Source organism: Klenkia sp. AC732 (assembly GCF_979256525.1).
Map to the genome: position 1 here is coordinate 1 of NZ_CEEDOS010000021.1, position 21,396 is coordinate 21,396.

The following is a 21,396-nucleotide window of genomic DNA, read 5'->3' on the forward strand; positions in this document are numbered from 1 at the left end:
ACGGAGCGGGGGCCGCCGCCCGGCGCGGACGGGCTGCGGCCCCCGCTCCGTCGCAGCCGCACCGACAAGGTGCTCGGCGGCGTCAGCGGCGGGCTGGCCGAGTACACCGGCATCGACGCGCTGCTGTGGCGGGTCGGGTTCATCGCGCTGGTCTTCGCCGGCGGCACCGGCGTGCTGGTGTACCTGCTGCTGTGGGTGCTCATGCCGCGCCGCCGCGACACCGACGGTGTGGCCCCGGTGCGGGTGGAGACCGGACCGCCCGAGCCGCGCTCACCCGTCCCGGGCATCACCGTGGCGGTGCTCCTCATCGTCGTGGGGATCATGGCCCTGGTCGCCCGCACGACGGCCTGGTCGCCCGACGCGACGCCGTTCCTGGCGGCCGCGCTGATCGTCGTCGGCGTCGGCCTGGGCGTCGGGGCGTTCGTCTCCGGCCGCAGTGCCCGCGGGCCGCTCATCGCCCTGGGCGTGCTGCTGTCCTTCTCCCTGCTGGTCAGCTCGGCCACCGACGGCGGCTTCCGGTCCGACGCCGGCCGCGGCGGGGTGGGCGACCGCGTCGAGACCCCGCTGACCGTCGACGACGTCCAGGACCGCTACCAGTCCGGGGTCGGGGACTACACCCTGGACCTGAGCGCGATCGACCTCAGCGACCTGGACGGCCCGATCCGCACCCGGGTCGACGCCGGTGTCGGTGACGTCGACGTGGTGCTGCCCACCTCGGCCGACGTCGAGGTCACCGTCTCCAACGGGCTGGGTGACGCCGACGTCTTCGGCCGGAGCTCCAGCGGCGGCACCTACGCCGGCCGTGGGTCGCAGCCGTGGACCGGCGACGACACCCCTGAGATCGTGCTCACCGTCGAGGCCGGCATCGGCGACGTGACGGTGTCCCGTAGCTGACCCGGCCGACCGGCCGACCGCCGTCCCCCCGCAGGACCACCCCGCCGATCCTCAGGAGACCGCCGTGCACCCCACCGCCGAGCACCCCACCACCGAGCACCCCACCACCGAGCACCCCACCACCGAGCTGCCGACCTACGAGCTGCCGACCTACGAGGCACCGACGTACGGGCAGCCCACCACGGAGCGGTCCGGCCCCGGGCAGCCCGGCCTCGGGCACCCCGCTCCCGAGCACCCCACCGGGATCCCGCAGCCGCAGTACGCCGGCTGGCACGACACGGCGGTGCTGCCCGGGGCACCCGAGGTCACGGCCACCGCACGCGGACGCCGGTCCCCCGACGTCGTCGCCCTGGTCGCCGGTGCGCTCTTCGTGCTGATCGCCGTCCTCGGGCTGATCGGGACGTCGCTGCCGGGCTGGGTGTTCGGCGGCGGCCTGGTGGCCGCGGTGCTGGTCGCGATCGGCGCCGTCCTGCTGGTCACCGAGCTCCGCCGCCTCCGCCGCTGACCCCCCGGACACAGCCGTCCTCCCCCCGCGCTGCGGAGGGAGGACGGCTGCAGGGTCACGAGGCGGCGGGCTGGAACGGCCCGGCTGCAGGGGCCCAGGGCGTGCGGAGCGCGTCCTGGGGGGCAGCCGGGTCCTTCAACTCACTCCCACTCGATGGTGCCCGGGGGCTTGCTGGTCACGTCCAGCACCACCCGGTTGACCTCGGCCACCTCGTTGGTGATCCGGGTCGAGATCCTCGCCAGCACGTCGTAGGGCAGCCGGGTCCAGTCCGCGGTCATCGCGTCCTCGCTGGAGACCGGGCGCAGCACGACCGGGTGGCCGTAGGTGCGGCCGTCGCCCTGCACACCGACGGAGCGGACGTCGGCGAGCAGCACCACGGGGCACTGCCAGATCTCCCGGTCCAACCCGGCCGCGGACAGCTCGGCCCGGGCGATGGCGTCGGCCTTGCGCAGGACGTCCAGCCGCTCCGCGGTCACCTCACCGACGATCCGGATGCCCAGCCCGGGACCCGGGAAGGGCTGGCGCCAGACCATCGACTCGGGCAGCCCGAGCTGGACGCCGACCTCGCGGACCTCGTCCTTGAACAGCGTGCGCAGCGGCTCCACCAGGGAGAACTGCAGGTCCTCGGGGAGCCCGCCCACGTTGTGGTGGCTCTTGATGTTCGCGGTGCCGGTGCCGCCGCCGGACTCCACGACGTCGGGGTAGAGCGTGCCCTGCACCAGGAAGTCCACGGTCTCGCCGTGCGCCGAGGCGTCGGCGACGACGTCGGTGGCGGCCTGCTCGAAGACCCGGATGAACTCCCGACCGATGGTCTTGCGCTTCTGCTCGGGGTCGCTGATCCCGGCGAGCGCGCCGAGGAACTGCTCGCGGGCGTCGACCACCCGCAGGTCGACCCCGGTGATGGCGACGAAGTCCCGCTCGATCTGCTCGGTCTCGCCCTCGCGCATCAGCCCGTGGTCGACGTAGACGCAGGTCAGCCGGTCCCCGATGGCGCGCTGCACGAGGGCCGCGGCCACCGCGGAGTCCACGCCGCCCGACAGTGCGCACAGGGCGCGCTTGTCGCCGATCTGGGCGCGGATCGCCTCGACCTGCTCCTCGACGACGTTGGCCATCGTCCAGGTCTTCTCCAGGCCGGCGATGTCGAACAGGAAGTGCTCGAGGACGGTCTGCCCGTGCGCGGTGTGCCGGACCTCGGGGTGGAACTGGACGCCGGCGAGCTTGCGGTCGACGTCCTCGAAGGCCGCGACGGGGGCACCGGTGGAGGTGGCGGTGACGGTGAACCCGGGCGGGGCCGCCGAGACGGCGTCCCCGTGGCTCATCCACACCGACTGCTCCAGCGGGGTCTCCCCGAACAGCCGGTTGGCGGTGGTGACGGTCAGCGGGGTGCCGCCGTACTCCCGGTCGCCGGTGTGCGCGACGGTGCCGCCGAGGGACTGGGCCATGGCCTGGAAGCCGTAGCAGATGCCGAACGCCGGGACTCCGGCCTCGAAGAGCGCCGGGTCGACCTGCGGGGCACCGTCGGCGTAGACCGACGACGGGCCGCCGGACAGCACGATGGCGGCCGGCTTGCGGGCCAGCACCTCCGCGACCGGGACGTCGGAGCCGACCAGCTCGGAGTACACCCCGGCCTCACGGATCCGGCGGGCGATGAGCTGGGCGTACTGCGCGCCGAAGTCGACGACGAGCACCGTGGGGAAGTCCATGCTCAGCCCCCGATGACCAGGTCGACCCGCTGGAACTCCTTGAGGTCCCGGTAGCCGGTCTTGGCCATGGTGCGGGCCAGCGCGCCGAACAGGTTGGTGCGGCCGTCGGAGTCCAGCGCCGGGCCGTGGAGCACCTGCTCCAGCGGCACGGTCGCCGTCACCGGCGCGGACACCTCGCCGCGCGGCAGCCGCGGGTGCGCCGCGACCGAGTCCCACCAGGCACCGCCGGCCGGGGCCTCGGCGGCCGAGCGCAGCGGCTCGCCCAGCTGCACGGCGTCCGCACCGCAGGCCAGGGCCCGCGCGATGGCGCCGGAGGTCTCGATCCGGCCGTTGGCGATGACGTGCACGTAGCGGCCACCGGTCTCGTCCAGGTAGTCCCGGCGGGCCGCGGCGGCGTCGGCGATGGCGGTGGCCAGCGGCACCCGCACGCCCATGACGGCGTCACCGGTGGAGGCCGAGTCCGCACCGATGCCGACGATGACGCCGGCGGCGCCGGTGCGCATCAGGTGCAGCGTGGTCTGGTAGTCCGCGGCCCCGCCGACGATCACCGGGACGTCGAGGTCGGCGATGAACTCCTTGAGGTTGAGCGAGTCACCGGTGGTGGTGACGTGCTCGGCGGAGACGATCGTGCCCTGGATGACCAGCAGGTCGACCCCGCCGGCCAGCACCGCGGGCGCCAGCGCCTCGGTGTGCTGCGGGCTGATCCGCACCGCGGAGGTCACCCCGGAGTCGCGCAGCTCCTTGACCCGGGAGGTGACCAGGTCCGGCTTCACCGGCTCGCTGTAGAGCTGCTGCAGCAGCGCCACCGACGACGTCCCCGACGCCGCCGCCTCGCGCAGCTGGCGGTAGACGTCGGTCGGGTCGTCGTAGCGGGTCCACAGGCCCTCGGCGTTGAGCACGCCCAGCCCGCCGGCCCGCCCGACCCCGACCGCGGTGGCCGGGCTCATGACGGCGTCCGAGGCGCTGGCGACCAGCGGGATCTCGAAGCGGAAGGCGTCGATCTGCCAGGCCGTCGAGACGTCGTCGACGTCCCGGGTGCGGCGGCTGGGGACGATGGAGACCTCGTCGAGGTCGTAGCCACGGCGGGCGAAGCGGTTCAGCCCGATCTCGACGTTGTCACGCACAGGCACAGGGGGTCACCGGGTCCGGTTCTGGGGGGCGGGCGGGGTGGGGCGGGTCGAGCGGCTCATCGGGCCCGGTAGTTCGGGGCCTCGACGGTCATCTGGATGTCGTGCGGGTGGCTCTCGGTGAGGCCGGCCGCGGTGATCCGGGTCAGCTGGCCCTTCTCCTGCAGCTCGGCCACGGTCGCGGCACCCGCGTAGCCCATGGCCGCGCGGAGCCCGCCGACGAGCTGGTGGGCCACACCGGACAGCAGGCCGCGGTAGGGCACCTGGCCCTCGATGCCCTCGGGGACGAGCTTGTCGTCGGAGAGGACGTCGTCGGCGAAGTAGCGGTCCCGGCTGAAGGACTGGCCGCCACCGCGCTTCTGCATGGCCCCCAGGGAGCCCATGCCGCGGTAGGACTTGTACTGCTTGCCGTTCATGAAGACCAGGTCGCCCGGGGCCTCCTCGACGCCGGCGAACAGGCTCCCCAGCATCACGGTGTCGGCACCGGCCACCAGGGCCTTGGCGATGTCACCGGAGTACTGCAGGCCGCCGTCGGCGATGACCGGGATGCCGGCCGGGCGGCAGGCCAGCGAGGCCTCGTAGACCGCGGTGACCTGCGGGACGCCGACGCCGGCGACCACGCGGGTGGTGCAGATCGAGCCCGGGCCGACGCCGACCTTCACGCCGTCCACACCCGCGTCGACCAGGGCCTGCGCCCCGGCCCGGGTCGCGACGTTGCCGCCGACGACCTGGACGCCGAAGTCCTTCTTGACCCGGGCGACCATCTCCAGCACCGCGCGCTGGTGGCCGTGGGCGGTGTCGACGACGAGCAGGTCGACACCGGCGTCCACGAGCAGGCCGGCGCGCTTGTAGGCGTCCTCGCCCACGCCCAGGGCGGCCCCCACGACGAGCCGGGCGTCGGCGTCCTTGGTGGAGTGGGGGTACTGGTCGCGCTTGACGAAGTCCTTGACGGTGATCAGCCCGCGCAGCCGGCCGGCCTCGTCGATCAGCGGCAGCTTCTCGATCTTGTGCTGGCGCAGCAGGCCCAGGGCGGTCTCGCCGTCGACCCCGACGGGGGCGGTGACCAGCGGCAACGGGGTCATCACGTCGCGGACCAGGCGGTGCTGGTCGGTCTCGAAGCGCATGTCCCGGTTGGTGACCATGCCGACGAGCACGCCGTCGGCGTCGACCACGGGGGCCCCGGAGATGCGGTAGCGGCCCGAGAGGGCGTCGACCTCGGCGAGGGTGTTGTCCGGGGAGCAGGTCACCGGGTTGGTGATCATCCCGGACTCCGAGCGCTTGACCAGGTCGACCTGGCCGGCCTGCTCCTCGGCGGCCAGGTTGCGGTGCAGGATGCCCACGCCACCGGCCCGGGCCATGGCGATGGCCATCCGGGCCTCGGTGACGGTGTCCATGGCGCTGGAGACGAGCGGGATGGACAGCCGGATGCCGGTGGTCAGCCGCGAGGACGTGTCGACCTCGGCGGGGACGACGTCGGAGGCCCCCGGGACGAGCAGCACGTCGTCGTAGGTCAGGCCCAGCGGGGCGAACTTGGCCGGGAGCTCGGGGACCGTGGCTTCGGGCTGCATGCGTGCCGCCACCTCTCGTGTAGTGGTGCGGCGCCGGGGGCGCCCGACGGTGGAGCGCCGGGGTCGGCGCGCGAGGACCGCCCCCGATCGTAGGCTGCCAGGCCCGTCACACCCCCAGGCCGCCTACGCTGACCCCGTGACCTCGTGGGACGACGCGTTCGGGACCGACGGCGCCGGTGACTCACCGGCCCCTCCCCCGCTGACGATGGAGGAGCGCGCCGGGGTCCTCGACGACCTGGCGGAGCTGGAGGTCTTCCGCACGCTGCTGGAGCCCACCGGGGTCAAGGGCATCGTCGTGGACTGCCCGGACTGCGACGAGGAGCACCACGTCGACTGGGCGCTGATGCAGGCCAACCTGCGGCAGCTGCTGGACGAGGGTCAGACCGGCCGGCACGAGCCGCCCTTCGACCCCGACCCCGACGACTACGTCAGCTGGGACTACGCCAGCGGGTACGCCGACGGCGTGGCCGCCCGCGCCGAGGCCGAGGAGCCCCGCGAGGGCCGCACGCCGGGCCGGCACGCCCGCGAGGACTGACTCAGCTCATCATCCCCCGGCGGAAGCCGGTGGCGACGGCCTCGGCGCGGTCCTTGGCGCCGAGCTTGCGGAACAGCCGGCGCGCGTGGGTCTTGATGGTGTCCTCGGACAGGTAGAGCTCGCGGCCGATCTGGGCGTTGGACTTGCCCTGGCTCATGCCGGTGAGCACCTGCATCTCCCGGACCGACAACGAGACCGCGGGGACGTCGACCCGGACCGCGGCCCGGACGGTGGTGGGGCCGGCGCCGGCGAGCGCGCTGGAACCCGACCAGGAGGCCGGCGCCGAGGAGGCGCCCACGGTGGACAACGGGCCGGCGTGCGGGGGGCGCAGGGGCTCGGCGCGCAGTCCGGCCCGGGAGACGCCCAGGCCCATCTCCACGGGCGAGGCGTCCCAGCGCAGGTAGCCGCGTGCCCCGAAGGCGACGGCGGCGCGGACGGTCTCGGCGTCGTCGGGGGCGCCCAGCACCAGCACCGACAGGCCCGGGTGGGAGCGCAGCACCTGGGTGGCGACGGCGAGGCCGTTGTCGGTGGCCCGCTGGGTGCCGACCAGCAGCACGTCGGGCTGGCGGGTGGCCAGTCGGGCCAGCAGCGAGGCGGGGTCGCCGACGGCCTCCACCCGGCCCACGAAGGGCAGGGCGACCAGCCGGGAGGCGACGTCGTCGCGGACGCGGCGGCGTTCGTCGAACACCCACACGACCGATCCGCCCGAGGAGGGCGCTGCCGCCCCGCCGTTGACGCCGGTCCGGGTCCTGTCCTCGATCACTGAGTACCTCCGTCGATGCACCGGCCACCCGGGGGTGGGCCGGCGGGGTGCCGGTGGCCGGGTGTCGCCCGACCGTGGCCGCACCGACCGGGGGGTCCCGGACGGCGGCGCCCCGGGACCACCCGCACGTGTCCGGCGGGGTGTCGCGGTGTCGCCCACCCAGGTGGTCGGCAGGGCCGGACACCACCTTGATCCACTCGACCGGGCGAGGACAGGGGATGTCACTCAGCGGGGTGAGACCGACACGGATGGTGGGCCCGCGCTGGTGGGGCGCCTACCAGGTGCGACCGACGGCGGGTCCGGTGGGCGGTCATCGCACACACCCGGGGTGCCCGCAACAGAAAGACCGGGTCTGGTGCGTTTGCGGGTGATCAACGTGGGACATACCCGGGTTGCGGCCGGGCAGCACCCCCGGCCGACCGAGTTGAGGAGGACCCCCCATGGCCGACATCCGCCGCCTGCCCACGCCCGTCGCCGAGGTCTGGGACTGGCAACTGCACGGCGCCTGCCGTGGTGAGTCCACGTCGCTGTTCTTCCACCCCGACGGTGAGCGCGGCCCGGCCCGCGCCCGTCGCCAGGCCGCCGCCAAGGCCGTCTGCGGCACCTGCCCGGTCGTCGAGGCCTGCCTCAAGCACGCCCTCTCCGTCCGCGAGCCCTACGGCGTCTGGGGGGGCATGAGCGAGGAGGAGCGCACCCGGCTCATCGCCGCCGAGCCCGCCCCCGTCGCCGCGGGCGTCTGAGCTCCGCTCCCCCGCACCACCCCGGGACCCACGGGTCCCCCACGAACCCCCAGAGGGCCGGTCGACCACGGATGGTCGACCGGCCCTCTCGGCGTTCTTGGTGACGTGCTGGAACGGCCCCCTCGCAGGGCCCCGGGGTGCGCGCGGAGCGTGCACCCCGGGGGGCGAGGGGGTCCTTCTTCAGTGGCTGTGCCCGTGCCCGCCGCCGTGGCCGTGGGTGTGGTGCCCACCGCCGGCGTGCTCGTGGCTGTCCTCGGGCGCCTCGACGACCGCGGAGTCGGTCGTCAGGATCATCGCGGCGATCGAGGCCGCGTGGCCCAGGGCTGCCTTGGTGACCTTGACCGGGTCGATGACGCCCTCGGCCGCGAGGTCGCCGTAGACGCCGGTGGCGGCGTTGAAGCCGTTGCCGACGCCCAGCTCGCGGACCCGGCCGACGACGACCGCACCCTCGAAGCCGGCGTTGGAGGCGATCTGGGTCAGCGGGGCGTCCAGCGCCTTGCGGACCGACCGGGCACCGGTGAGCTCGTCGCCCTCCAGGGTCAGCGCGTCGACGGCGGTGGCGGCGTGCACCAGCGCGGAGCCACCACCGGGGACGACGCCCTCCTCGACCGCGGCGCGGGTCGCGGCGATCGCGTCCTCGATGCGGTGCTTCTTCTCCTTCATCTCGACCTCGGTCGCCGCCCCGACGCGGATGACGCCGATGCCGCCGGCCAGCTTGGCCAGCCGCTCCTGCAGCTTCTCGCGGTCCCAGTCGGAGTCGGTGTCCTCGATCTCGCGGCGGATCTGGGCGACCCGGTCGGAGACGGCGGTGGGCTGGCCGCCACCGTCGACCAGGACGGTGTCGTCCTTGGTGACGGTGATCCGGCGGGCGGTGCCCAGCACCTCGAGGCCGACCTCGGAGAGCTTGAGGCCGACGTCCTCGCTGACGACCTGGCCGCCGGTGACGATGGCGAGGTCCTGCATGAAGGCCTTGCGGCGGTCACCGAAGAACGGGGACTTCACCGCGACGACCTTGATGGTCTTGCGGATGGAGTTGACGACCAGGGTCGACAGCGCCTCCCCCTCGACGTCCTCGGCCACGATGAGCAGCGGGCGGGCGCCCGAGCCCAGCACCTTCTCCAGCAGCGGGAGCAGGTCGGGCAGCGAGCTGACCTTGCCGGCCACCAGGAGCAGCAGGGCGTCGTCGAGGACGGCCTCCATGGACTCCTGGTCGGTGACGAAGTACGGGGACAGGTAGCCCTTGTCGAAGGCCAGGCCCTCGGTGACGACCAGCTCGGTGTCCAGGGTGTTGGACTCCTCGACGGTGATGACGCCGTCCTTGCCGACCTTCTCCATGGCCTCGCCGATCAGGTCGCCGATGACGGCGTCCTGGGCGGAGATGGTGGCGACACCGGAGATGGCGCGGCGGTCGTCGACGGGGATGGCGACGGCGTCCAGGGCGGCCTGCACGGCGGCGACGGCGGCGTGGATGCCGCGGCCCAGGGCCGTGGGGTTGGCGCCGGCGGCGACGTTGCGCAGGCCCTCGTGCACGAGGGCCTGGGCCAGCACGGTCGCGGTGGTGGTGCCGTCACCGGCGACGTCGTTGGTCTTGGTGGCGACGTTCTTGGCCAGCTGCGCGCCGAGGTTCTCGAAGGGGTCCTCGAGGTCGACCTCACGGGCGATGGTCACGCCGTCGTTGGTGATGGTGGGGGCACCGAACTTCTTGTCGATGACCACGTTGCGGCCGCGGGGGCCGAGGGTCACGCGGACGGCGTCGGCCAGCTTGTCGACGCCGCGCTCGAGGCCGCGACGGGCGTCCTCGTCGAACCGGATGATCTTGGGCATGGGGACCTCTCGATCGGGGGGTGGCTTGGGGGGTCACGCAGACCGCCCCGGGACCCGGTGGTGCTCGGGTCGCCCGGGGCGGTCGGTGGTGCGGCTCGCGGTGGTGCTGCTCGCGGGAGTGCTGCGCGCGTGGTGCTGGGTGTCGCGGTGGTGCTGTGCCCCGGGGGGCTCAGCTCACTTGACGACGACGGCCAGCAGGTCGCGGGCGGAGAGCACGAGGTAGTCCTCGCCGGCGTAGCGCACCTCGGTGCCGCCGTACTTCGAGTAGACGACGACGTCGCCCACGTTGACGTCCAGGGGGACGCGGTTGCCGTTGTCGTCGATGCGGCCGGGGCCCACGGCGATGACGGTGCCCTCCTGGGGCTTCTCCTTGGCGGTGTCCGGGATGACCAGACCGGAGGCGGTGGTGGTCTCGGCCTCGTTGGCCTGGACCACGACACGGTCCTCGAGCGGCTTGATGCTGACCTTGGTGGCGGTGGTCACGTCGTGACTCCCCCTTCAGTTCGTCGAGCAGGGCGTGATGGGGTGGTGCTGGTCGAGCTGATGCTGTGGCACGGGGTCGACGCACCTGCCGTCGCGGGGGTCAGGCACGACCCGTGTCGATTGGCACTCTACCCATCCGAGTGCCAGCCGCCAACACCGGTCGGAGCCGGGCCCGGCCGGTGGGCGAGGCTGTCGGGGTGGCAGAGGACCAGACCGCCGAGACGCTCCGTCAGCTCCGGGCCCTGGCGACGCCCGCGGGGGCGGCCGCACTGGCCCGGGCCGGCGAGCTGCTGGCCGCCCGCACCGACGTGGTCACCGCGCTGTCCCGGTTGCGCGCGGAGTTCGGCCCCGAGGTCGGTGGCCCCGCCTGGGGCGTGGCCCGCCAGCGGGAGAGGGCACGGCCCGCGTTCGGCGCCGACACCGACCGGCTGCTGTTCACCGGGGACACCCTGGAACAGGCCGGCCGCCCGGAGCTGGCCGCCCGCCGGGCCACCCGGCTGCTGGCCGGCGGTGCCACCTCGGTCGCCGACCTGGGGTGCGCCTCGGGCACCGACACCGTCGCGCTGGCCCGGGCCGGCGCCCGGGTGACCGCCGTCGACCGGGACCCGGTGGCCCGCGAGCTGACGGCGCTCAACACCGCGGCGCTGGGCCTGGGCGGGGTCACCGTCACCGACGCCGACGTGGTCGACCTGGTCGCGGACGCCGCCGACGGGCGGGTCGCCGGGTGCGAGGCCGCCGTGCTGGACCCCGCGCGGCGGGCCGGCGGTCGCCGGGTGCTGGACCCCGACGGCTGGTCCCCGCCCTGGTCGACGGTCACCGCGCTGCTGGAGCGCGTGCCGGCCAGCGTGGTGAAGGTGGCGCCCGGACTGGACCACGACCGGGTGCCGGCCGGGATCGAGGCCGAGTGGGTGTCGGTGGGCGGGTCGATCGTCGAGGCGCTGTTGTGGGGCCACGGCCCGTCGCAGACCTGGCGGCGGGCCACCCTGCTGCGCGCCGGCGTCCGGCACGAGCTCACCGCCGACGCCGACCCCGGCCGGGCACCGGTCGCGGCCCCCAGGGAGTGGCTGCACGAGCCCGACCCCGCCGTCATCCGGTCCGGGCTGGTCGCCACCGTCGCCGCGCAGCTCGGGGCCACGCTCGTCGACGAGCAGATCGCCTACCTGACCTCCGACGCCCCGGCCGACTCCCCGTGGGTCAGCTCCTACCGGGTCACCGACGTGCTGCCCTTCGCCGTCAAGCGGGTCAAGGCGCTGCTGCGCGAGCGCGGCATCGGCAGCGTGACGGTGAAGAAGCGCGGCTCCGCGGTCGAGCCGGAGGCGCTGGTCAAGCAGCTGCGCGGCAAGGGCGAGGGGCACGCGGTCGTCGTCGTCACCCGGGTGCTCGACGTCCCGACCGTGCTGCTGTGCGAGCCCCTCAGACCGAGACCGTCGTGACCTGCAGGGAGCTGTCCGCGCCCAGGTCCGGCGCCGAGGGCGCCACCCCGGCCTCGACCAGCCGCGAGCCCAGCGCCGCGACCATCGCGCCGTTGTCGGTGCACAACCGGGGGCTGGGCACCCGCAGCACGATGCCCGCGGCGTCGCAGCGCTCCTGGGCCAGCGCGCGCAGTCGGCTGTTGGCCGCCACTCCCCCGCCGATCACCAGGTGGTCGACCCCGTGGTCCCGGCAGGAGCGGACCGCCTTGGCGGTCAGCACGTCCACGACGGCCTCCTGGAACGCCGCGGCGACGTCGGCCACCGGCACCGGCTCCCCGGCCCGCTCCCGGGCCTCGACCCAGCGCGCCACCGCCGTCTTCAGGCCGGAGAACGAGAAGTCGTAGGGGGCGTCCCGGGGGCCGGTGAGCCCGCGCGGGAACGCGATGGACCGGGGGTCGCCGTCGCGGGCGGCCCGGTCGATGGGCGGACCGCCCGGGAAGGGCAGGCCCAGCACCCGGGCGACCTTGTCGAAGGCCTCCCCCGCGGCGTCGTCGACGGTCTGGCCCAGGGGCTGCACGTCCTGGGCCAGGTCGGGCACCAGCAGCAGCGAGCTGTGCCCGCCCGACACCAGCATCGCGATGCTGGGCTCGGCGAGGCGCCCGTGTTCCAGCTCGTCGACGGCGACGTGCGCGGCCAGGTGGTTGACCCCGTACAGCGGCACGTCGAGGGCCAGCGCGTACGCCTTGGCCGCGGCGACGCCGACCAGCAGCGCGCCGGTGAGCCCCGGGCCGCTGGTGACGGCCACCGCGTCGACGTCGGCGAACCCGACGCCGGCCTCGGCGAGCGCCGCGTGCACGGTGGGGACCATGGCCTCCAGGTGTGCCCGGGAGGCGATCTCGGGGATGACCCCGCCGAAGCGCTCGTGCTCGGCCATGGACGTGGCCAGCGCGTCCGAGAGCAGGGTCTGGCCCCGGACCAGGCCGATGCCGGTCTCGTCGCAGCTGGTCTCGAAGCCGAGCACCAGCGGCCGGCTGTCAACCACGCTTCATCACCACCGCGTCCTCGCCGCTGTTGGGGTAGTAGCCCGGGCGCACCCCGATGGGCACGAACCCGCGCCGGGCGTAGAGGCCCTGGGTGGCCTCGTCGGTGGCCCGGACCTCCAGCAGCACCACCGGGCTGCGGGTGTCGGCCTCGGCCAGCAGCGCGTCCAGCAGCCGGCCGCCGATCCCCTGGCCCTGGCGTGCACCGGTGACCCCGATCGTGGCGACGTGGGCCTCGTCGGGGTAGGCGATGAGCCCGGCGTAGCCGACCAGCTCCTCGCCGTCGACGGCCACGGTGTAGCTGCGGGTGTCGGTCATCGACAGCTCCTCCAGGTACATCGCCCGGGTCCAGGTGTCGGGGGCGAAGAGCTCCTCCTCCAGCCGCATGACGGCGGTGAGGTCCTCCCGGGTCATCGCGCGCAGCTCGATCACCGGGTCACCGGCTTGCGGACGACGTTGGGCACCGCGTCGGGGCGGCGCAGGTACAGCGGCACCAGCGGCGCCGCCGGGTGTGCCAGCAGCGGCGCGGCCGTGCGCAGCAGCCCCGCGGTGTCCACGTCGGCCGGGGTGACGTCGCGCCCGAGCCGCTCGGCGAACCGGACGTCGCCCACGACCGGCAGGTCGGGCAGCTCGACGTCCTCGGGCCGGCCGACGGAGGGCCCGGTGAGCGGTGCGCCGTCGGCGTCGTAGGCGCGCCAGTGCACCTCCTTGCGCCGGGCGTCGGTGACGACGACCCGGGCACCGGAGCCGACCGCGTCCAGCGAGCACACGCCGTGCACCGGCAGCCCGCGGGCGTCCCCGAGCGCCGCGGCGGTCACGATCCCGACCCGCAGGCCGGTGTAGGGGCCCGGGCCCAGCCCGACGACCAGCGCCCCGACGTCGGCCAGGGTGACCCCGGCCCGGGCGAGGACGGCGGTGACGGTGGGGCTCAGCAGCTCGGCGTGCCGGGTGCCCGAGGCCTCGGCGGCCTCGGCCAGCACCCGGCCACCGGGGCCCGGCTCGCCGACGCCGACCACCAGGGTCGGGGTAGCGGTGTCGATCGCCAGGGTGAGCACGACGGAGAAGGCTAGTCGGCGGCCGGGGCCGGGACGGAGGACTCCTCGACGTCGGGCAGCTCGCGTGGCCAGGCCCCGGGGGTGCCGGCCAGGTCCCACAGCTCCGGCAGCAGCGCCGGCCAGACCGGCTCGGTGGCGTCCGCGAGCTCAGCACGGGTCCACCAGCGGTGCCCCAGGACGGTGCGCTGCTCGTCCTCGGTGAAGCCCACGGTGGACACCGCGAACGCCGGCACCCGGACGACGTGGAAGGCGTCGGCCTGGTCGACCAGCACGTCGCTGTAGCCGTGCACCACCTGCCGTCGGGCCAGCGGGCCGGCCACGTCGGCCCGGTCCACGACCAGCCCGGTCTCCTCGGCGACCTCGCGGACCACCGCGGTGACCTCGTCCTCGCCGTCCTCGATGCCGCCGCCGGGCGTCATCCACCAGCTGGCCGCCGGGTCCTGCGGGTCCAGGCCGGTGTCGCTGTCCCGGAACAGCAGGACCCGCTCCTCGCCGTCGTCACCGCGGGCCAGCAGCAGCACCCGCACGGTGGCGCGGGAGCGGCGCGGGCGCGGGTCGGCGGCGGCGAGCCGGGCGGTCCAGGACGGGCCGTGCGGCACCAGCACCGCGGTCCGGACGTCGTCGTCGGCCCGGTCGAGCTGCACGACGAGGTGCTCGTCGGCGAGCTGCTCGACCAGCCCGTGGCCCCACTCGACGACGGTGACCGCCTCCTCGGCGGAGGCGTCCAGGTCCAGGTCGTCGACGTCGGCGACCGAGCCGAGCCGGTAGGCGTCCACGTGCACCAGCGGCAGCCGCCCGCCGCGGTGCACCCGGGCCAGCACGAACGTCGGGGAGGTGACCGGGCCGGGCACGCCCAGACCCGCACCGATGCCCTGGGTGAGCGCGGTCTTCCCGGCACCCAGCGGTCCGGACAGCAGCACCAGGTCCCCGGCCCGCAGCAGCCCGGCGAGCTCGACGCCGAACGCGCGGGTGTCGGCAGGGGTGGCCAGCACCCGCCTCACCGGCCGACCTCGGCGGCGATCGTCGCCAGGTCCTCGACCAGCGCGGCCCGGGGGGCCCCACGCGGGCCGAACCGGATGGCCGCGCTGGGGTGGTAGGTCACCCACACCCGGCGGCCGTCGACCTCGTGCGCGCGGCCACGCGCCTGCCCCAGCACCGTCCCCGGCCCCAGGAACCACTTCGCCGAGGACAGCCCCAGCGCGAGGACCGCGGGCGGGTCGAGCAGGTCCAGCTGGCGGCGCAGCCAGCCGCTGCACCGTGCCACCTCGGGGCTCTTCGGCGTCCGGTTGCCCGGGGGACGGCACTTGACCACGTTGAGCACCGCGGTCTCGGCCCGGTCCAGGCCGGCCTCGCCCAGCAGCTGGTCCAGCAGGGCCCCGCTCCGTCCCACGAACGGCCGGCCGGTCTCGTCCTCGGTCGCGCCGGGGGCCTCGCCGATGATCACCAGCCGCGGCCGACCCGAGACCGGGACGTCGCCGACCACCACGTGCTGCCGGGCGGCGGCCAGCTCCGGGCAGGCGGTGCAGGTCGAGGCGGCGGCGGCCAGCGTCGGCCAGTCCATGACGGCGGCGCGCTCGGTCAGCTCGAGCGCGACCGGGTCCGGGGCCCTCACCGGGACGCCCGCTGTCCGGCGCCGACCCGGCGCAGCAGCCGGGTGATCGCCGCGGTGACCTCGGCGGGACGCTCCAGGGGCACCAGGTGCCCGGCGACCGGGACGACGACGTACTCCTCGGGGCCCGCGCCCAGCTGCTCCATCCGGGCCACGATCCGGTCGCTGTGCCCGCGCGGGATCATCTTGTCCTCGTCGCCGGTGAGCACCAGGACCGGGATGCGGGTCAGCGGCTCCAGGGCGGCGTCGGCGTCCAGGCCGGCGATGGCCGGGTAGAACTCGGCGATGACGTCGACCGGGGTGCCGGCGATCATCGCGTCCACGTAGCGCACCAGCGCGGGGTCGACGTCGTCCCCGGCGAAGGACAGCGCCTTGACCGCGGCCGAGACCAGGTCGCGGGCGATCCGGCGGGTGCGCTCGGCCCACTGCGGGCGGTGGCGCATCGTGTACGCCGCGATCGGGAAGACCGCGGTGCGGACCCGGGTGAGCACGTGCGGCAGCCCGAGGTCCAGGTCGGCGAGCCCCCCGCTGGACGTGGACAGCAGCCCGACGCCGACGACCCGGGGGCCGAACAGCTCGGGCCGGTGGGCGGCCAGGGAGAGCACGGTCATGCCGCCCATCGAGTGGCCCAGCAGCACCACCGGCCCGCGCGGGACCCGGGCGTCCAGCACGCTGGCCAGGTCCTCGGCGAGCTGCTCGATGGTGGAGTGGTCGGCGGCCCCGCGGCCCGAGGAGCCGTGCCCGCGCTGGTCGTAGAACACCAGCCGGGCGTCGGGCCGGTGCCCGTTCCCGGTGGCCAGGGTGGCGGCGAGGTCGCGGCGCTGGAAGGTCCAGGAGGCCATCGACAGCGAGTACCCGTGCACGAAGACCACGGTCAGCGGCGCGTCGCCCGGGCCGATCTCCTCCACCGACAGCAGCACGCCGTCGGTGGTCTGCACCAGCGCCGTCCGGTCGGGCGCGCGGCTGCCCGCGCCGAGCGGGTCGTCCTCCCGCTGCACCGCCGCCGGGCGGTCGGTGGGGTCGACCGCGGCGGGCAGCTCGGCACGCTCGGCGGCCGGACCGAGCTGGGCGGCCGCGACCCGTCGTCCGGCCGCACGGGTGACGGCGACACCGACCGCGGCACCGGCAGCGGCCAGCCCGACGACCCCGCCCAGGATGCCGACGGTGCGGGGCGTGGGGTGCGGCACCGGGATGGGCGCCGGGCGCCGGTGCGGCGGCCGGGCGCTCACGCCGGCACCCCGGCCGTGCCGGTGTACGTGCGGGTGAAGCGCCCGCCGACCCGGGTGACCAGCTCGTAGTGGATGGTGCCCAGCGCCGTCGCCCAGTCCTGCGCGGTCGGCTCGCCGCGGTCGCCGGGACCCCAGAGCACCACCTCGTCGCCGGGGGCCACCTCGTCGTCGCCGACGTCGAGCACGAACTGGTCCATGCAGACCCGGCCGGCGATGGTGCGCTGGGAGCCCGCGGCCAGCACCCGGGCGGTGTTGCCCCCCGCCCGCGGCACGCCGTCGGCGTAGCCGACGGGGACCAGCGCGAGCGTGGTGTCCGCGGCGGTGTGGTGGGTGTGGCCGTAGGAGACCCCGGTGCCGGCCGGCACCCGCTTGGTCAGCGCGACCCGGGCGCGCACGGTCATCGCCGGCCGCAAGCCGTACTGCGCGGGGTCGCCCTCCAGCGGGTCCAGCCCGTAGACGGCGACGCCGGGGCGGACGGTGTCGTACCAGGTGTGCGGCAGCGCGATCGTGGCCGCGGAGTTGGCCAGGTGCCGGCGGGCCTCGGTGAGCCCGGCGGCCCGGGCCAGCGCGGTGGCCTCCTCGAAGACCGCGACCTGGGCGGCGATCGTCGGGTGCGTCGGGGCGTCGGCGTACGCCAGGTGGCTCCACAACCCGACGACGACGACCTCGCCCTCGGCCTGCGCCCGGGCGGCGGCCGCGACCAGACCCGGCCAGTCGGCCCCGGTGGCGCCCTCGCGGGACAGCCCGGTGTCGACGAAGAGCTGCACCCGGGCGGTGCGGCCGGTGGCCCGCGCCGCGTCGACGACCTCGGCGAGCGCCCACTCGGCGTTGACCGACAGCTCGACGTCGGCGGCGAGCCCGGCGGCGTAGTCCTCGCCCGGGCCGTGCTGCCAGGACAGCACCGGGGCGGTGACCCCGGCCGCCCGCAACGCCAGCGCCTCTTCCAGCACGGTGACCCCGAGGGCGTCGGCGCCGCCGGCCAGCGCGGCCCGCGCCGCGGGCACCAGCCCGTGGCCGTACCCGTCGGCCTTGACCACGGCCATCAACGGCCGGCCGGCCCGCTCGCGCAGGGCGGCGGCGTTGGCCGCGATCGTGTCCAGGTCGACCACGACCTCGGCCCTGCTGTGCTCGCTCACGTCGCCCAGTGTCCCAGCACCCTCCGCCCGCGCCCTGCTCCCGGGCCCCGGGCCCTCACGTGCCCGAACGCAGGCGGTGCAGCGTCTCGGGCAACCGGCGGACCAGGTCACCGGCGATCAGCGGGCCCCCGGCCGCGGCGAGCTGACCGGCCCGGCCGTGCACGTGGGCGGCCACCGCGGTGGCCTCGGTGGCGTCCAGCCCGGTGGCCAGGAGGGCCCCGGTGATCCCGGCCAGCACGTCGCCGGTGCCGGCGGTGGCCAGCCAGGGCGTGCCGGTGCCGTTGACGAACGTCGTCCCGTCCGGCCCGGCGACGACGGTCGCGTCGCCCTTGAGCAGCACGGTGACGCCCAGGTCGACGGCCGCGGCCCGGGCCGCCCCGATCCGGTCGCCGCCCAGCTCCCAGCCGAACCGGGTGAACTCCCGGTCGTGAGGGGTCAGCACGGTGGGCGCGCCGCGGCCCCGGGCCAGGCCGGGGTCCGCGGCCAGCAGGGTCAGACCGTCGGCGTCGACCACGACCGGCAGGTCGGTGGCCAGCACCTCGGCCAGCACGCTGCGGGCCTCGTCGTCGGTGCCCATCCCGGGACCGACCACCCAGGCCTGCACCCGCCCGGCACCGGCAGGGCGGCCCGCGGTGACGATCGCCTCCGGCCAGGCCGCCCGCACCCCCTCGGCGGCGGTGCCCGCGTAGCGGACCAGACCGGGTCGGGCCCGCAGCGCCGCTCCGGTGCAGAGCACCCCGGCGCCGGGGTAGGTCGCCGAGCCCGCGACGACGCCGACCACGCCCTGGCTGTACTTGTCGTCCCCCGAGCCGGGCTCGGCGAGCCGGTCGGCGACGTCGCCGTCGGTGAGCTGCCGGGCCGAGGGGGCCGGCAGCCGGAGCCCGATGTCCACGAGGTGCACCGTGCCCGCGTACCCCCGCCCGGCGCCGACCACGAGGCCGGGCTTCACCGCCCCGAAGGCCACCGTGTGCTGGGCCGGGAACGCCTCCCCCTCGACCGCGCCGGTGTCGGCGTCCACCCCGCTGGGCAGGTCGACGGCGACCAGCAGGCCCGGCCCGGCCACCGCGGCGGCGATCGCGGCGGCGGCGTCGGCCCGCAGTCCCCCGCGCCCACCGATGCCGACGATGCCGTCCAGCACCAGGTCCGCCCGGTCCAGACCGGCCTCCTCGAGGCTGGTGGTCACCCGCCCACGCGCCCCGCGCAGGGCGGCGAGCCCGGTCCCGTGCGCCCGGTCGGGGGCCAGCAGCAGCGCGGTGACGGCGGCCCCGCGACGGGCCAGCAGCGCACCGGCCCACAGCGCGTCGCCGCCGTTGTCCCCGGCGCCGACCAGCAGCACCACCCGCAGGCCGTGCGCCCGGCCGGTCAGCCGCAGGCACACCGTGGCCAACCCGGTCGCCGCCCGCAGCATGAGCGCACCCACGGGCAGCGAAGCCAGCAGCGGCGCCTCCGCCGCCCGCACCTGGTCGGCCGTGTACAGCCCGGTCACGAGTCCGCCTCGGCGATCACCACGGCCGAGGCGATGCCCCCGTCGTGGCTCAGCGACACGTGCCAGGACGTGACTCCCAGCTCCTGCGCCCGCCGGGCCACCGTGCCCCGGACCTCCAGCAGCGGACGGCCCCGGTCACCGACCACCACCTCGGCGTCGTGCCAGTGCAGGTCGCCGGGGGCACCGAGCGCCTTGGCCAGCGCCTCCTTGGCCGCGAACCGCGCGGCGAGGGACTCCCCCGTCCGCTGGGCGCCCGAGGGCGTCACCTGCTCGGCGGCGGTGAACAGCCGGTCGCGCAGCCCCGGCGTGCGCACCAGCGAGGCGGCGAACCGCTCCACCGGGCACACGTCGATGCCGACCCCGACGATCACTCCACGGTGACGGACTTGGCCAGGTTGCGGGGCATGTCGACGTCCAGGCCGCGGGTGTCGGCGATCTCGCAGGCCAGCACCTGCAGCGGGATCGTCGTGACGACGGGGGCCAGCAGGGTCGGCGTCCGGGGCACCCGGATGACGTGGTCGGCGTAGGGCAGCACGTCGTCGTCGCCCTCCTCGGCGATGACGATGGTGCGCGCCCCGCGGGCCCGGACCTCCTGGATGTTGGACACGACCTTGCCGTGCAGCGACTCCCGCCCGTGCGGGGACGGCGCGACCACGATGACCGGGGTGCCCTCGCCGATCAGCGCGATCGAGCCGTGCTTGAGCTCGCCGGCGGCGAAGCCCTCGGCGTGGATGTAGGCCAGCTCCTTGAGCTTGAGCGCACCCTCCAGGGCCACCGGGTACCCGACGTGGCGGCCCAGGAACAGGATCGTGGACTCGGTGGCCAGCGACCGGCCCAGCGCCCGCACGTCGTCGAGCCCGGCGAGCACCTGGGTGACCTGCTCGGGCAGCTTGCGCAGCTCGGTGACGACCGCGGCGACCTCGTCCTCGTACTTCAGCCCGCGGACCTGGGCCAGGAACAGCCCGACGAGGTACACGGCCACCACCTGGGTCAGGAAGCCCTTGGTGGAGGCGACGGCGACCTCGGGTCCGGCCCGGGTGTAGAGCACCGCGTCGGACTCGCGCGGGATGGTCGACCCGTTGGCGTTGCAGATGGCCAGCACCCGCGCCTGCTGCTCCTTGGCGTGCCGCAGCGCCATCAGGGTGTCCATGGTCTCCCCGGACTGGGAGATGACCACGACCAGCGTGGAGCGGTCCAGCACCGGGTCCCGGTAGCGGAACTCGCTGGCCAGCTCGACCTCGACCGGGATGCGGGTCCAGTGCTCGATGGCGTACTTGGCGATCATGCCGGCGTGGTAGGCGGTGCCGCAGGCGATCACGAAGACCTTCGTGATCCCGCGCAGGTCCTCGTCGGAGATCCGCACCTCGTCCAGCACGATCTCCCCGCGGTCGCCCAGGCGACCCAGCAGGGTGTCGGCGACCGCCTGCGGCTGCTCGGCGATCTCCTTGAGCATGAACCAGTCGTAGCCGCCCTTCTCGGCGGCCTCGGCGTCCCAGTCCACCGAGTAGGCCAGCGGCTCGACGACCGTGCCGGCGAAGTCGGTGACGGTCACCCCACGGGTGCGGTGCAGCTCGACGACCTGGTCCTGCCCGAGCTCCAGGGCGTTGCGGGTGTGCCCGATGAACGCGGCGACGTCGGAGCCCAGGAAGTACTCGCCGTCCCCGACGCCGACGACCAGCGGGGAGTTGCGGCGCGAGGCGACGATCGTGTCGGGCTCGGCGACGTGGCTGGCGACCAGGGTGAAGGCACCCTCCAGCCGGCGGGAGACCACCCGCATCGCCTCGGCGAGGCGGCCTCCACCCTCGGGCAGCGTCGGGTAGACCGCGGCCAGCAGGTGCGCCACGACCTCGGTGTCGGTCTCGGAGGTGAACTCGACGCCGGTTGCCTCGACCTCGGTGCGCAGCGCGGCGAAGTTCTCGATGATCCCGTTGTGGATCACCGCGACGGTGCCGTCGGCGGAGGTGTGCGGGTGCGCGTTGCGGTCGGTCGGGCCACCGTGGGTGGCCCAGCGGGTGTGCCCGATGCCGATCGTCGAGGGCGGGAGCGCCTTCTCGGCCAGCTCCTTCTCCAGGTTCGCGACCTTGCCGGCCTTCTTCGCCGTGGCCAGCGCCCCGTCGGCCAGGACGGCGACCCCGGCCGAGTCGTACCCGCGGTACTCCAGCCGGCGCAGGCCCTCCAGGACCACGTCCAACGCGTTCTGAGGACCGACGTACCCCACGATGCCGCACATTCCAGCGAGGGTACCGGTGCCCGGCCGGACGCCGGCCCCGCTGCAGGACCCCGCGGC

The 21,396-nt window shown here is 75.2% G+C and carries 21 protein-coding genes; 5 read left to right on the forward strand and 16 right to left on the reverse strand.

Features of this window, described 5'->3' with window-relative positions; translation table 11 throughout:
* Window positions 1-894 (forward strand): PspC domain-containing protein (locus tag AC0IVP_RS11675; RefSeq protein ID WP_471756729.1); only part of this gene is annotated, 894 nt, incomplete at its 5' end.
* 64 nt (window positions 895-958) lie between these two features.
* Window positions 959-1,399, forward strand: a complete 441-nt coding sequence (locus tag AC0IVP_RS11680; protein WP_471756731.1) for a phage holin family protein — start codon at window positions 959-961, stop codon at window positions 1,397-1,399.
* 140 nt (window positions 1,400-1,539) lie between these two features.
* Here AC0IVP_RS11680 and guaA read toward each other — a convergent pair whose 3' ends face one another.
* From guaA to guaB, 3 genes are all read right to left on the reverse strand, one after another.
* Window positions 1,540-3,102: a glutamine-hydrolyzing GMP synthase gene (gene guaA / locus AC0IVP_RS11685; protein ID WP_056289061.1), complete on the reverse strand. Its 1,563-nt coding sequence runs from the start codon at window positions 3,100-3,102 to the stop codon at window positions 1,540-1,542.
* 2 nt (window positions 3,103-3,104) lie between these two features.
* On the reverse strand, window positions 3,105-4,226 hold the full coding sequence (locus tag AC0IVP_RS11690) for a GuaB3 family IMP dehydrogenase-related protein (protein ID WP_056289064.1): 1,122 nt from the start codon (window positions 4,224-4,226) through the stop codon (window positions 3,105-3,107).
* 62 nt (window positions 4,227-4,288) lie between these two features.
* A complete protein-coding gene (gene guaB, locus AC0IVP_RS11695) occupies window positions 4,289-5,797 on the reverse strand; it encodes an IMP dehydrogenase (RefSeq protein WP_056289067.1) in 1,509 nt (502 codons plus the stop codon).
* Window positions 5,798-5,933: 136 nt separating this feature from the next.
* On the opposite strand from guaB, the gene AC0IVP_RS11700 reads away from it, so the two are divergent.
* Window positions 5,934-6,332 (forward strand): DUF5319 family protein, encoded by a 399-nt coding sequence (locus AC0IVP_RS11700; protein WP_056289070.1) that lies wholly within the window; start codon window positions 5,934-5,936, stop codon window positions 6,330-6,332.
* Window position 6,333: 1 nt separating this feature from the next.
* Here AC0IVP_RS11700 and AC0IVP_RS11705 read toward each other — a convergent pair whose 3' ends face one another.
* Complete coding sequence (locus AC0IVP_RS11705) at window positions 6,334-7,095, reverse strand: LuxR family transcriptional regulator (RefSeq protein WP_056289073.1); 762 nt, start codon at window positions 7,093-7,095, stop codon at window positions 6,334-6,336.
* A 440-nt stretch (window positions 7,096-7,535) separates the two neighbouring features.
* On the opposite strand from AC0IVP_RS11705, the gene AC0IVP_RS11710 reads away from it, so the two are divergent.
* Window positions 7,536-7,835, forward strand: a complete 300-nt coding sequence (locus tag AC0IVP_RS11710) for a WhiB family transcriptional regulator (RefSeq protein ID WP_056289076.1) — start codon at window positions 7,536-7,538, stop codon at window positions 7,833-7,835.
* 180 nt (window positions 7,836-8,015) lie between these two features.
* Here AC0IVP_RS11710 and groL read toward each other — a convergent pair whose 3' ends face one another.
* Both groL and groES read right to left on the reverse strand, forming a co-directional pair.
* The gene (groL, locus tag AC0IVP_RS11715; protein ID WP_056289079.1) at window positions 8,016-9,659 is read right to left on the reverse strand and encodes a chaperonin GroEL; all 1,644 of its coding nucleotides are present in this window, start codon (window positions 9,657-9,659) and stop codon (window positions 8,016-8,018) included.
* A 174-nt stretch (window positions 9,660-9,833) separates the two neighbouring features.
* Window positions 9,834-10,142 carry a co-chaperone GroES gene (gene groES, locus AC0IVP_RS11720; RefSeq protein ID WP_055764705.1) on the reverse strand — a complete coding sequence of 103 codons (309 nt, stop codon included), beginning with the start codon at window positions 10,140-10,142 and terminating at the stop codon, window positions 9,834-9,836.
* Window positions 10,143-10,339: 197 nt separating this feature from the next.
* On the opposite strand from groES, the gene AC0IVP_RS11725 reads away from it, so the two are divergent.
* Window positions 10,340-11,575: a class I SAM-dependent methyltransferase gene (locus AC0IVP_RS11725; RefSeq protein ID WP_471756733.1), complete on the forward strand. Its 1,236-nt coding sequence runs from the start codon at window positions 10,340-10,342 to the stop codon at window positions 11,573-11,575.
* Here the strand turns inward: AC0IVP_RS11725 and tsaD are convergent.
* The 10 genes from tsaD to glmS are packed head-to-tail and all read right to left on the reverse strand — an operon-like array spanning window position 11,556 to window position 21,339.
* Window positions 11,556-12,596 carry a tRNA (adenosine(37)-N6)-threonylcarbamoyltransferase complex transferase subunit TsaD gene (gene tsaD, locus AC0IVP_RS11730; RefSeq protein WP_471756735.1) on the reverse strand — a complete coding sequence of 347 codons (1,041 nt, stop codon included), beginning with the start codon at window positions 12,594-12,596 and terminating at the stop codon, window positions 11,556-11,558. The genes AC0IVP_RS11725 and tsaD overlap by 20 nt on opposite strands.
* Window positions 12,589-13,026 carry a ribosomal protein S18-alanine N-acetyltransferase gene (rimI, locus tag AC0IVP_RS11735; RefSeq protein WP_235564378.1) on the reverse strand — a complete coding sequence of 146 codons (438 nt, stop codon included), beginning with the start codon at window positions 13,024-13,026 and terminating at the stop codon, window positions 12,589-12,591. The genes tsaD and rimI overlap by 8 nt, the downstream gene beginning before the upstream one ends.
* Window positions 13,023-13,649 (reverse strand): tRNA (adenosine(37)-N6)-threonylcarbamoyltransferase complex dimerization subunit type 1 TsaB, encoded by a 627-nt coding sequence (gene tsaB / locus AC0IVP_RS11740; RefSeq protein WP_471756737.1) that lies wholly within the window; start codon window positions 13,647-13,649, stop codon window positions 13,023-13,025. Before tsaB ends, rimI begins: the two co-directional genes overlap by 4 nt.
* Before the next feature lie 11 nt (window positions 13,650-13,660).
* Window positions 13,661-14,650, reverse strand: a complete 990-nt coding sequence (gene tsaE / locus AC0IVP_RS11745; RefSeq protein WP_082556469.1) for a tRNA (adenosine(37)-N6)-threonylcarbamoyltransferase complex ATPase subunit type 1 TsaE — start codon at window positions 14,648-14,650, stop codon at window positions 13,661-13,663.
* On the reverse strand, window positions 14,647-15,261 hold the full coding sequence (locus AC0IVP_RS11750; RefSeq protein WP_471756739.1) for a uracil-DNA glycosylase: 615 nt from the start codon (window positions 15,259-15,261) through the stop codon (window positions 14,647-14,649). The genes tsaE and AC0IVP_RS11750 overlap by 4 nt, the downstream gene beginning before the upstream one ends.
* Window positions 15,258-16,487: an alpha/beta fold hydrolase gene (locus tag AC0IVP_RS11755; RefSeq protein ID WP_471756741.1), complete on the reverse strand. Its 1,230-nt coding sequence runs from the start codon at window positions 16,485-16,487 to the stop codon at window positions 15,258-15,260. Before AC0IVP_RS11755 ends, AC0IVP_RS11750 begins: the two co-directional genes overlap by 4 nt.
* Window positions 16,484-17,623 (reverse strand): alanine racemase, encoded by a 1,140-nt coding sequence (gene alr, locus AC0IVP_RS11760; RefSeq protein WP_471756743.1) that lies wholly within the window; start codon window positions 17,621-17,623, stop codon window positions 16,484-16,486. The genes AC0IVP_RS11755 and alr overlap by 4 nt, the downstream gene beginning before the upstream one ends.
* Before the next feature lie 55 nt (window positions 17,624-17,678).
* Entirely contained in the window at window positions 17,679-19,109 is a 1,431-nt protein-coding gene (locus AC0IVP_RS11765) for an NAD(P)H-hydrate dehydratase (protein WP_056289095.1), read from the reverse strand.
* Window positions 19,106-19,480: a holo-ACP synthase gene (locus AC0IVP_RS11770; protein ID WP_056289098.1), complete on the reverse strand. Its 375-nt coding sequence runs from the start codon at window positions 19,478-19,480 to the stop codon at window positions 19,106-19,108. Before AC0IVP_RS11770 ends, AC0IVP_RS11765 begins: the two co-directional genes overlap by 4 nt.
* Entirely contained in the window at window positions 19,477-21,339 is a 1,863-nt protein-coding gene (glmS, locus tag AC0IVP_RS11775) for a glutamine--fructose-6-phosphate transaminase (isomerizing) (protein WP_471756745.1), read from the reverse strand. The genes AC0IVP_RS11770 and glmS overlap by 4 nt, the downstream gene beginning before the upstream one ends.
* Between the last annotated feature and the right edge of the window lie 57 nt (window positions 21,340-21,396).

Coding starts and splice junctions, on each gene's coding strand:
- guaA (WP_056289061.1), bottom strand. CDS start 3,102: ATGGACTTCCCCACGGTGCTCGTCGTCGACTTCGGCGCGCAGTACGCC.
- guaB (WP_056289067.1), bottom strand. CDS start 5,797: ATGCAGCCCGAAGCCACGGTCCCCGAGCTCCCGGCCAAGTTCGCCCCG.
- AC0IVP_RS11710 (WP_056289076.1), top strand. CDS start 7,536: ATGGCCGACATCCGCCGCCTGCCCACGCCCGTCGCCGAGGTCTGGGAC.
- groL (WP_056289079.1), bottom strand. CDS start 9,659: ATGCCCAAGATCATCCGGTTCGACGAGGACGCCCGTCGCGGCCTCGAG.
- glmS (WP_471756745.1), bottom strand. CDS start 21,339: ATGTGCGGCATCGTGGGGTACGTCGGTCCTCAGAACGCGTTGGACGTG.